Source organism: Spirosoma endbachense (assembly GCF_010233585.1).
Classification (GTDB): Bacteria; Bacteroidota; Bacteroidia; order Cytophagales; family Spirosomataceae; genus Spirosoma; species Spirosoma endbachense.
Genome location: NZ_CP045997.1, coordinates 10,313,758 through 10,314,066 on the forward strand (window position 1 = coordinate 10,313,758; position 309 = coordinate 10,314,066).

General features: G+C 60.8%; 1 protein-coding gene. It reads right to left on the reverse strand.

Annotated elements, in window-relative coordinates; genetic code table 11:
- Nucleotides 1-309: putative Ig domain-containing protein (locus GJR95_RS41610; RefSeq protein ID WP_232541320.1), on the reverse strand; the 309-nt coding region annotated here is incomplete at both ends.

A 309-nucleotide genomic window follows, 5' to 3' on the forward strand; every position in this document is an offset into this window, starting at 1 on the left:
GCGAACCCGGATCAGTAGCCGTCACAGTGATGGTGAAAGGTGACCCGATCGTAGTGGAGGGCGTTCCCGAGATGGTAGCCGGAGCGGTAAAGCTCAATCCGGCAGGCAGACTACTGACCGACAGGGTCAGGCTGGCAGGTGTCTCCGAATCGGTGAAGGTGTTGGCTGGGATGAGATAGCTGAACCCACTGCCCACCGTGGCCGACTGGGGCGGGATAGCATTAGCCACACTGGGCGCGGTGTTCACAATCGGGGCGGGGCTAACGGTAATGACCAGGGTTGTGCTGGCCGTTAATGAACCCGGATCGG